9 protein-coding genes and 1 pseudogene are annotated in these 10,535 nt (G+C 50.9%); 2 read left to right on the forward strand and 8 right to left on the reverse strand.

Annotated features, from left to right (window positions below; translation table 11 throughout):
- The 4 genes from BZG79_RS11100 to apbC form a co-directional block, all read right to left on the reverse strand.
- Positions 1-699 (reverse strand): AsmA family protein (locus BZG79_RS11100; RefSeq protein ID WP_199877748.1); only part of this gene is annotated, 699 nt, incomplete at its 3' end.
- A 99-nt stretch (positions 700-798) separates the two neighbouring features.
- Positions 799-1,386 carry a dCTP deaminase gene (dcd, locus tag BZG79_RS11105; protein WP_021022410.1) on the reverse strand — a complete coding sequence of 196 codons (588 nt, stop codon included), beginning with the start codon at positions 1,384-1,386 and terminating at the stop codon, positions 799-801.
- A 149-nt stretch (positions 1,387-1,535) separates the two neighbouring features.
- Complete coding sequence (udk, locus tag BZG79_RS11110; RefSeq protein ID WP_077460248.1) at positions 1,536-2,180, reverse strand: uridine kinase; 645 nt, start codon at positions 2,178-2,180, stop codon at positions 1,536-1,538.
- A gap of 141 nt (positions 2,181-2,321) precedes the next feature.
- The gene (gene apbC / locus BZG79_RS11115; protein ID WP_077575852.1) at positions 2,322-3,434 is read right to left on the reverse strand and encodes an iron-sulfur cluster carrier protein ApbC; all 1,113 of its coding nucleotides are present in this window, start codon (positions 3,432-3,434) and stop codon (positions 2,322-2,324) included.
- A gap of 158 nt (positions 3,435-3,592) precedes the next feature.
- On the opposite strand from apbC, the gene metG reads away from it, so the two are divergent.
- Together metG and BZG79_RS11125 are read left to right on the forward strand one after the other, a co-directional pair.
- A complete protein-coding gene (gene metG, locus BZG79_RS11120; RefSeq protein WP_077774414.1) occupies positions 3,593-5,830 on the forward strand; it encodes a methionine--tRNA ligase in 2,238 nt (745 codons plus the stop codon).
- Between the two features lie 242 nt (positions 5,831-6,072).
- The gene (locus tag BZG79_RS11125; protein WP_077575853.1) at positions 6,073-6,927 is read left to right on the forward strand and encodes a hypothetical protein; all 855 of its coding nucleotides are present in this window, start codon (positions 6,073-6,075) and stop codon (positions 6,925-6,927) included.
- Positions 6,928-7,082: 155 nt separating this feature from the next.
- Here the strand turns inward: BZG79_RS11125 and serS are convergent.
- The 4 genes and pseudogenes from serS to BZG79_RS11145 form a co-directional block, all read right to left on the reverse strand.
- Positions 7,083-8,084: pseudogene (gene serS, locus BZG79_RS11130) on the reverse strand (serine--tRNA ligase); the annotation flags it as partial.
- A 187-nt stretch (positions 8,085-8,271) separates the two neighbouring features.
- Positions 8,272-9,534 (reverse strand): replication-associated recombination protein A, encoded by a 1,263-nt coding sequence (locus BZG79_RS11135; protein WP_077774415.1) that lies wholly within the window; start codon positions 9,532-9,534, stop codon positions 8,272-8,274.
- A gap of 71 nt (positions 9,535-9,605) precedes the next feature.
- On the reverse strand, positions 9,606-10,235 hold the full coding sequence (lolA, locus tag BZG79_RS11140; protein ID WP_021022417.1) for an outer membrane lipoprotein chaperone LolA: 630 nt from the start codon (positions 10,233-10,235) through the stop codon (positions 9,606-9,608).
- Positions 10,236-10,251: 16 nt separating this feature from the next.
- On the reverse strand, positions 10,252-10,535 hold a 284-nt coding region (locus tag BZG79_RS11145; protein ID WP_277919448.1), incomplete at its 5' end, for a DNA translocase FtsK.

Raw genomic sequence — 10,535 nt, forward strand, 5'->3', positions numbered from 1 at the left:
CTTCAGTTCACCCTGCCCTTGCGCGCTGAAGGTCGCACCATCCTGTTCGCCACGCGGTGATACGGTCAGTGGCGTCCATATATCGGTTGCTATATTGCCCACTTGGAGATCAACATCTCGTAAGGCCGTTTGCGTACCCACCTGATCATCTTTAATCACGACGCTGGCATTGGTGACGCGTAGACCTTGTAAAGAAACTTGCCACGTCCCACTCACTGTATCTTGCTGGCTAGCCGGCTCTGACGACGTCGAACTTGTCTGTTGCTCTGCCGACGCGCCAACGTTTTTTGGTTGAGTTGGCGTCACTGTTTGAGCTGGCGTCACATTGCTATCGCCGTTCGCCAACGTTTGAATAAATACATGCGGGTCTTGTAAGACAATTTCACCCACTTGTAATGTCTGAGACATCAATGGCAACACATCAACGGATAATTGCGCGCGCGACAAACGGAGTAAATCAGGCTCATCAAAACCAGGTCGGTTTTTGATCGCCACATCAGCAATGGAAAAGCCCAAACTCGGCCAGAACTGCCACTCGATGTCGCCACCGATAACGACCTCATAGCCCGTTTGCTCTGCGACTTGTTCCACCAGCAAGGGTTTAAATTGATTGGGGTTTACCGTGGCAATTAAAGTCGCGACGGCGCCAATCAACACCACGACAAATGCTGCGAGAATAAGGACGATTTTTTTTATCATTGCAAGATGCTCCTTGTGTGTCAGACGCGTTATCGACCACGATTTAACCGTCGAGTTCCTGGTGAGAAAAAAAATGCGCCCTCAGGCGCATTTCACTCATTAAGCCTTGTCTTGGCTAATACGAGAGGCAACTGCCCCTTGCTGATTTTTGTACTTGGCATTGTCCCGTTTATTATAAGGCTGGTCCGCTGACCCTGACATGGGCTCAAAGCTTAAGGCACCGATCGGCATGCCGGGACGTAGCGCTAACGGTAGACGCCCATTATTATAAAACTCTAGAACAATTCGCCCTGACCAGCCCGGATCTATTCGGTGTGCCGTGACATGGACCATCAAACCCAACCGCGCCAACGATGAACGGCCATCGAGCCAACCGACAATATTATCGGGTAATGTCACAGCCTCATGCGTGACTGCCAAGGCCAATTGACCCGGATGAAGATAAAAAGGGTCGCCGTCAGCGATTTCTATTTCATCACTCATGACACGCTCAAGTTGGGCGTTCACTTCTTGTTTCGGCCCCGATAAATCAATATAAGCGGCCCCATGATCGTTAAACACACGGAACTGGTTACCCAGAGTCACATCCGCAGTCACGCCCGAAATCGCGTCTGCGGCAGGACGGGGATCAATTTTGATGCGGCCATCATCAAGGTGTTCTTTGATATGCCTGTCGCACAGTCGCATCTAACATTCCTCACGGTTATTTACTCACGCGGTGTCTTGCTTTGTGCACCGCACTCATTCGATATATTCGCGCACACATTATGGATTAAACCACGACTGATTACCTAGAGAGACAGTCATTGACCCATCATGTGATGGGAGATCATGCCTTACGCTTTAAGTAAACGCGCGATATGCGCTTTTAGTACATCAATCGCAATGCGGTTTTTACCCCCGCGCGGGACAATGATATCGGCATATTGCTTCGACGGCTCAATAAACTGCATAAACATAGGGCGGACCGTCTTTTGATACTGCTCCATCACCGAATCCATGGTACGACCGCGCTCGGCAACGTCACGTTTCATCCGACGCAGTAAACAAATATCAAGTGGCGTGTCCATAAAGACGCTGGCGTGGATCAAATTGCGAAGACGGGGATCGGTGAGAAGCAGAATACCTTCGAGGATGATCACTTTTTTGGGCGTCATCGTCGTGGTTTCTCCCATACGGGTATGCTCGGAGTAACTATAAACCGGCACATCAGCCGGCTGACCGGCGACCAATGCTTCAAGATGCTCACACAAAAGATCGTGATCCAGTGCCTGAGGGTGGTCATAATTGGTTTTTACGCGCTCTTCCATGCTGAGGTGGCTCTGATCACGATAATATCTATCTTCTGTAATCACGCCGATTTGATGATCACCGACTTTTTCCTTTAATTCCTTATAAATGGTGCTGGCGATCAGGCTTTTACCGGAAGCAGAGGCACCTGCAATACCGATAATAACGCAGTGGTGGTTGTTGTCACTCATAATATGAATACCCAGGGGAAGCTTGGCGGAATCAACATAAACCGCCTGATTATAGGGAGTTGAAGCAGCTGGCGCCAGAGAAAATCGCGCTTGTCTGTGCATCCGGCCGCTTTAGCCGATAAATCACGGCCGGTTGCGCAATCAGGGCGACACAGTTTGTACGCTAATCTGTTCAGGACGTGTTTCACCTTGCCAGTAGAGCTGACTGGCGACCGTCGCTGCCATCTGTCGATAAACCGCCGCATGCTCACTGTGAGGGCGCGCGACCATGCTTGGCACACCGGCATCAATATCTTCCCGAATCGCAACATGAAGCGGTACCTGTGCAAGCACTGGCGTCCCCTGCTCTTGCGCCATTTTATCGGCACCCCCTGAGCCAAAAATGGCTTCATGATGGCCGCATTGCGAGCAAATGTGATAACTCATGTTTTCTACCACGCCCAACACGGGAACGTGAACTTTTTCAAACATCGCCACCCCTTTCACCGCATCGGCCAATGCCAAATCTTGTGGCGTTGTCACCACAATCGCGCCTGTCACCGGAAACTGTTGCGCCAAACTCAGTTGGATGTCACCGGTACCAGGCGGCATATCGACGACTAAATAGTCCAGCTCGGGCCACCGTGTTTCGTTGATCAGCTGTGCAAACGCTTTTGAGGCCATAGGACCTCGCCAAACAGTCGCGTTCTCTGCGGGCACCAGATAACCGATCGAATTTGAGGCGATACCATGGCGCGTCACAGGCTCCATTAACTTGCCATCATGGGTTTGTGGCTCACTATCTTTGGCGCCCAACATGATAGGTAAAGACGGCCCATACACATCCGCATCAACAATGCCGACTGCAGCGCCCTCCGCATGCAACGCAAGCGCTAGGTTTACAGCGGTGGTCGATTTACCGACGCCACCTTTCGCTGAGCTCACAACAATCAGGTTTTTCACCCCTTTCACCGGCGTTTTTTCGCCCGTTTTTAACGGTGCCACCCGTTGCATCAGTTCAAATTGGTTGGCAAGGGCATCAGACTGCGCACTGAGCCAATCTTTAAGCGCTTCAGCGATAGAGTGCGCCGCAAAGGGGAACGTGACCCTAAAGCCATGATCTGCGGTTCTCACCCACCCCGTTTGGCTTGCCCACTGCTCGACCAACTGCGGGTGTGAGAATTGATTAAGTAACGCGATCGCATCATCAAGGTTTGAGAGCGAAGCAGCTGTGTCTTCTTTTTTTGTTTTTTTCTTTTTGGACCCAAAAAACATCCAGCACCATCCCGTTGATTGAAATATGTTAGCCGCTCGTGTGCGTCTTTAACGGATAAACGCGCGAGGACCCGGCCTTACACTAGGCAAGGCATATCGTATCAGGTAAGATTTCCGCAATCATTCCATTCATATCATAAGAGCGAATAAACAAGATTATGGCTGCAAACCCACGGAAAATTCTGGTGACCTGTGCGCTGCCTTATGCGAACGGCTCGATTCATTTGGGCCACATGCTCGAGCATATTCAGGCAGATGTATGGGTTCGCTATCAACGCCTGCGTGGCAACACCACTCACTTTATTTGTGCTGACGATGCTCACGGCACACCTATCATGTTAAAAGCGCAGCAAATGGGTGTCGAGCCAGAAGCCATGATCGCCGGCGTGCAACAAGAGCACCAGGCAGATTTTGATGGCTTTGATATCAGCTTCGATAATTACCACAGCACCCACAGTGATGAAAACCGCGAATTAGCGTCATTCATTTATACGCAACTTCGTGATAAAGGTTATATCACCAGCCGCACGATATCTCAGCTGTTTGATCCGGAAAAAGAAATGTTCTTGCCGGATCGCTTTGTCAAAGGCGAATGTCCGAAGTGTCACGCCGACGATCAATACGGCGATAACTGTGATAACTGTGGTGAAACCTATACGCCGGCTGAATTGATCAATCCTCGTTCCGCAGTCAGCGGTGCCACGCCGGTGATGCGTGATTCAGAGCACTTTTTCTTCGATTTACCACAGTTCGAGCAAATGCTTAACGAGTGGATCAAGTCTGGTTCGCTGCAAAGCGAAATCGCTAACAAGATGAATGAGTGGTTCGAAACCGGTCTTCAGCAGTGGGATATCTCCCGCGATGCGCCCTACTTTGGTTTTGAAATCCCCGACCAACCCGGCAAGTTTTTCTACGTTTGGCTCGATGCACCGATCGGCTATATGGGRTCGTTTAAAAACTATTGTGACAAACGCGGTGATATCGACTTTGATGAATACTGGAAGGCTAATAGCGACACCGAGCTATACCATTTCATCGGCAAAGATATTGTTTATTTCCATAGTCTGTTCTGGCCTGCCATGCTGGACGGTGCTGGTTTCCGTAAACCTAACAACGTCTTCGTGCACGGCTATGTCACGGTCAATGGCGCGAAAATGTCCAAGTCAAAAGGGACATTTATCAAAGCCAGTACCTATTTGAACCATCTTGATCCAGAATGCCTGCGGTATTATTACGCGGCCAAGCTCAATAGCCGCATTGATGATCTGGATTTAAGCCTGGATGATTTTATTCAGCGTGTGAACACGGATGTTGTCAACAAGGTCGTCAACCTGGCATCACGTAACGCTGGCTTTATCACTAAGCGCTTTGATGGTCAGCTCTCTGATACGTGCGCCGAACCCGAGCTTTATCAATCGTTCATCGACAAAGCTGAATACATTGGTGAGCTTTACGAAGCCCGAGAGTTTAACCGCGCCATCCGCGAAATTATTGGCTTGGCCGACAAAGCCAACCAATACGTGGACGAAAAGGCGCCATGGGTGATCGCTAAAGAAGAAGGAAAAGACGCCGAACTACAAGCGATTTGCTCTGTGGGGATTAACCTATTCCGTGTGCTGATGACGTACCTCAAACCTGTGATGCCTAAGCTGGCAGAGCGCACGGAAGGCTTTTTGAATGATACCTTGACGTGGGAAAGCATTGCGACGCCACTGACCGGCCATCGCATTAGCAAGTTCAAGGCACTGTTTAACCGTATCGATCCGAAAGCCGTCGACGCCATGATCGCCGCGAGCAAGGAAGATGCAGCCGCTGAACAAGCAGAAAAGGCCAAAGCACAAGGGCCGTCAGCGGACGAGCCGATTGCNGGCTTTTTGAATGATACCTTGACGTGGGAAAGCATTGCGACGCCACTGACCGGCCATCGCATTAGCAAGTTCAAGGCACTGTTTAACCGTATCGATCCGAAAGCCGTCGACGCCATGATCGCCGCGAGCAAGGAAGATGCAGCCGCTGAACAAGCAGAAAAGGCCAAAGCACAAGGGCCGTTAGCGGACGAGCCGATTGCCGATGAAATCGAATTTGGTGACTTTGCTAAGGTCGATCTGCGTGTCGCTAAAATTGTTGAGTGTGAGGCGGTGCCAAAAGCGGACAAACTGCTGAAGTTTAAGCTCGATATTGGCGGTGAAACGCGTCAGGTGTTCTCTGGGATCAAATCGGCCTACAAGCCGGAAGATCTCGTGGGTAAGCACACCGTCATGGTCGCCAACTTAAAGCCTCGCAAGATGAAATTCGGCATGTCAGAGGGCATGATCCTCGCGGCGGGTCCGGGTGGCAAAGAAATCTGGATTTTAGAGCCGCATGAAGGGGCTCAACCTGGCATGCGCGTCATGTAAAACAGCGCGATAGCTAAAACATCAAAGGGCCCAACAAGGGCTCTTTTTTTTGCCTGCGACTCTCTTAGTTTGCACCGTTTGATAGTTTGCACCGTTTGAGTGCGCTCAAGCGCTATCATAGTGCGTTTTTATCTGATCTTGATGCCCTTAACGCCGCTTTCATAGGATGTGACCCGCTTCTCATCTTTGGCACAGTTCATGCTGAGCTTGATGACGGAGAGTCGCGATCGCAAGGAGAGCATATGGGATGGTTAGTCATGGTAGGCGCACTGGCGCTCGGAATAGCGGTCGTCGTCGCCGTCGTACTTTACCGTCAACGCCCAGATTGGCCGTTACATCAGCTACATGAATTACGTGCGCTGCTGCAGCACGCACGTGAGCTGGCCGCTCAAACACATATTGCTTCCAGTGACTACCAACATTTACTCAGTCAAATTCGTCAATTGCACCACTTAGCGCCTCAGGCACAAAAACCGATGTATCGGCTTTTATTTCATCATTTACATGCGCTACCGCAATACGATGAAGTCACACAAGCACGGATGAAAAACCGCGCGTTACAACATATTATTTATCTTGTTGACGAGGCGGTGCCACCCTTCCTGATAGCCCACAATGACGAAGCCAGCTTGTCGCATTATCAACACGTGTGGTATGCCGTTTTAGAATTATTACAAGCACGTCAGCGATATTCTTACGCCAGTATTCAGTTACACAAAGCGACGCCAAACGCGAGCCAGTCATTAAACCTGCAACAGCAAATTTTAGTGAAACGCTTATGCCAGCTCCAGCACCTTAACCTAGAGGATTCGCTAAACACAGAGATTGATCGCCTTACTTCCCAGCTCAGCACCGACGCTGAGCGGGCCTTAGCGACTGAGGCACCGTTAGCAACTGAGAAATCGTTGGCAACTGAGAAACCGTTAGCTGATAAGACACCACTGGCCAGTCGCCTCGCGCTGTCTCAGCGCGTCAATGCAGTGATACTCACCGTGCTCGATAATTGTCTTGCCGACCTATTAGCAGGCTTTCCTGCACCACAGGACGATATTTTTAATACCTTATCGCCCTTGCATGAGCCGCGAAATAGCGCTTAACAGATATCGCTAAACAAACAGCGCGTAACAGACAGTGCTTAACCGATAATCCCCACGTTTATGCAAGCATAAAAAAAGCCGACAATCGTGCCGGCTTCATGGTTATTAAGCACACGGTGAGCCCATTAGCCTATATGCGTTTGTCCACCCATATACCCAAAGCCCATGTCACCGGTGCATAACAGTACTTTTCGGTAAGGCAGGTTCAGCAACTGCAATACTTTTTCRGCATCGGCGGTAAGTGATTCGAGTGCTGCCATAGAATCTTCAGGCTTCACCACTTTCACCAGCTCGACTTTATCAAACTGATGCATACGAATCAGTCCACGCGTATCACGTCCGTAGGAGCCGGCTTCTGAACGGAAACACGGTGTGTGTGCGGTCATGCACAGCGGCAGATCCGCTTCATCGATGATCTCATCGCGTACCATGTTAGTCAGAGGTACTTCCGCGGTTGGGATTAACGACATGCCGATCCCCTCTTCGGTGGCCGGCTTGGTGTTAAACAAATCGTCACCAAACTTAGGCAATTGGCCGGTGCCATAGAGACTGTCGGCATTGACTAAGTACGGCACATACATTTCGGTATAGCCGTGTTCGTTGGTATGTAAATCGAGCATAAACTGGGTTAAAGCACGATGCATGCGCGCCATCTGCCCTTTCATCACGATAAAGCGAGAGCCAGATAGTTTTACCGCACTGGCAAAGTCGAGACCACCGGACAGCTCACCTAAATCAACATGATCTTTGACCTCAAAATCAAACTGACGCGGTTCACCCCAGCGCATGATCTCCTGGTTCTCAGACTCATCTTTACCACTTGGGACGTCTTCCGCCGGTAAGTTAGGCACGCTCATCACCACGTCGTTGACTTTTTGCTGCAGCGCCGCGAGCTCTGTTTTCGCTGCGTCCAACTCATCACCAAGGTTTGACACTTCTTCTAGCAATGGCGCAATGTCTTCACCCTTTGCTTTAGCCTGGCCAATGGACTTCGATCGGGAATTACGCTCTGCTTGCAGTTGTTCGGTGCGAATTTGCAGCGCCTTACGTTGTTCCTCGAGTTCACGCATAGCGTCAACGTCAAGCGTAAAGCCACGACGAGCGAGTTGTTGAGCGGTTTCTTCCAGCTCAGTTCGAAGTAATTTGGAATCCAGCATGCTAATCCTGTGCTTTTCGGGTTGATTAGTTGGTTGTCACTTGTCATCACGTTTGAAAACAAGCGTCGATATTGCGTATTGTATTACGCGATTGGTAAAGGGTGACGGTGGATGTCACCACGACGAGGAGACTGCGTCTTCATGGCGTCGCTGCACTCTAAACCTTACCCAAAAAGGGTAAACTTGCCTAGCGCTTTTGCGGGCTTTTTGCATCCTGCTCGGCCAGAAAGGCGAGCTTTTCGGCGATTTTAATTTCTAGCCCACGATTAACGGGCTGATAATAGCGAGTATCGCCAAGTTCGGACGGTAGATAGCGCTCTCCTGCCGCATAAGCATTGGGCTCATCATGGGCATATCGATAGCCCTTCCCATGCCCCATATCTTCCATCAATGCGGTCGGCGCATTGCGCAAGTGCATGGGAACAGGCGCGTTGGCGGTTTCTTTAGCGTCTCGCAACGCTTGTTTCCATGCGGTGTAAACAGCATTGCTTTTGGGCGCGCTGGCTAAATATACAGCGGCTTGAGCAATCGCACGCTCGCCTTCTGCCGGCCCTACGCGAGTAAAGCAATCCCACGCATTCAATGCCACCTGCATGGCACGTGGATCCGCATTGCCAATATCCTCCGAGGCGATAGCTAATAAGCGGCGCGCCACATAAAGGGGATCGCCACCGGCACTGACAATGCGTGCGTACCAATACAGGGCGCCATCAGGACTCGAGCCACGGACGGATTTATGAAACGCAGAAATCAAATCGTACCAAGCATCCCCTTGCTTATCGAATTGTGCCACTTTTTCACCGGCAACGTCTTTAAGCATCGACAGCGTCACTTGGCCATCGGCCATATCTGCCAGCATTTCCAGAAGATTCAACGCCATGCGCGCATCGCCACTGCACGCCGCGGTTAACGCCGCTTTAACTCCTTTATCGAAAGTGAGTGCCTGCTCGCCTACCCCGCGTTGCGAGTCGGCAAGCGCTTGATCAATCACGGCTTCAAGATCGCGATCATCCAGGCTTGTCAGTCGGTAGACGCGGGCGCGCGATAGCAAGGCATTGTTAAGCTCAAACGATGGATTTTCCGTCGTGGCGCCAATAAAGGTGACGGTCCCCGACTCGACATGAGGCAGAAAAGCGTCTTGCTGACTTTTGTTAAAGCGATGTACCTCATCAACGAATAAGACAGTGCGTACACCGGCTTGCTTGTTTTGCTCTGCACGTCCAATCGCATCTCGGATTTCTTTCACTCCGGAGGTCACCGCAGAAATTTGTTCCAGCTCGGCATTGGCTTGGCGCGCAGCAATATCGGCCAGTGTGGTCTTGCCTGTGCCCGGTGGTCCCCAAAAAATCATGGAATGAAGCGTCCCCGACTCAATGGCACGGCGTAGCGGTTTGCCTTCGCCAAGCAGATGGCGCTGGCCAATATATTGGTCCAAGGTGACGGGCCGCATACGCGCGGCCAGTGGGCGGAAGTCCTCAGCGAAATCGAGCGGCAAGGTAGGCAAGGCATCCTCCGATGCGGTTAACGTGACTGGCGTTGATCGTCGACCATGACCGACTCAGGCGGGGTAAACGAAAACAAGTCCGCGTCTGGCGTTTGTCGGCTAAATTGGCTCAGTGCGAACTGACTCTGTTGCCCATCTTGCTCAACGACTCTAAAGCCAGTCAAGGTACCATCGGGCTTGACCGTGACATCAAACTGACCAATGGTGCCGGTGGTTTTTGGCGTGAGCGTGAAGGTATTGCCTTCCTGGGTGATTTGGTAATCCTGCCAATCACTCGGTTGGTTACGGGTCAATAGCACGAAGGGCGTTTGTGCTGTTGCCTCTTCTAACCACATGGCAGTTACTTGTTCAACAAAGGGGCTGTAGTACCACAAGGTTTCACCATCAGAAATCATGATGGTTTCGTCCGGCGACGTGGTGGTCCAGTTAAACAAATTAGGGCGTTGGATAGCCAAGGTCCCTTTCGCTTGATGAATCTCGTCACCCTCTGGGCTTTGGACCTTTTGTTCAAACTGTGCGCTGAACGCATCAACCTTATTCAGTCTTTCGATTAAATGTTGTTGCGCCTCTGTTTGCGCTTGCGCGCTGACAACAACCAAGAGAGATATCACCGCCAACAGGTGGCGGACAGCAGCAAATCGAGTCATTGAACCTTCCATTCGATCAATCTTTCGGTGGCGGCGGTGCGATTACTTCGCGATTACCGTTATGGCCTGGTGAACTTACGACACCGTGTGCTTCGAGTTGTTCCACAATACGCGCCGCACGGTTATAACCAATTTTAAATCGACGCTGGACACCAGACACGGAACCACGACGACTTTCGGTCACAAATTCAACCACTTGATCAAACAACTGGTCCAGCTCTTCGCCATCGCCGCCGGTCGGCGCTTCACCAGGTAATAAGCTATCTGCACCTTGATCGCCTTGGGTGATTTCATCGATAT

Origin of the sequence: Salinivibrio sp. MA427, assembly GCF_001996115.1 — a bacterium.
GTDB lineage: Bacteria > Pseudomonadota > Gammaproteobacteria > Enterobacterales > Vibrionaceae > Salinivibrio > Salinivibrio costicola.

Bases quoted from the DNA above. Each gene is read 5' to 3' on its own strand.
- dcd (WP_021022410.1), bottom strand. From the start codon at position 1,386: ATGCGACTGTGCGACAGGCATATCAAAGAACACCTTGATGATGGCCGC.
- apbC (WP_077575852.1), bottom strand. From the start codon at position 3,434: ATGTTTTTTGGGTCCAAAAAGAAAAAAACAAAAAAAGAAGACACAGCT.
- udk (WP_077460248.1), bottom strand. From the start codon at position 2,180: ATGAGTGACAACAACCACCACTGCGTTATTATCGGTATTGCAGGTGCC.
- lolA (WP_021022417.1), bottom strand. From the start codon at position 10,235: ATGACTCGATTTGCTGCTGTCCGCCACCTGTTGGCGGTGATATCTCTC.
- BZG79_RS11125 (WP_077575853.1), top strand. From the start codon at position 6,073: ATGGGATGGTTAGTCATGGTAGGCGCACTGGCGCTCGGAATAGCGGTC.
- BZG79_RS11135 (WP_077774415.1), bottom strand. From the start codon at position 9,534: ATGCGGCCCGTCACCTTGGACCAATATATTGGCCAGCGCCATCTGCTT.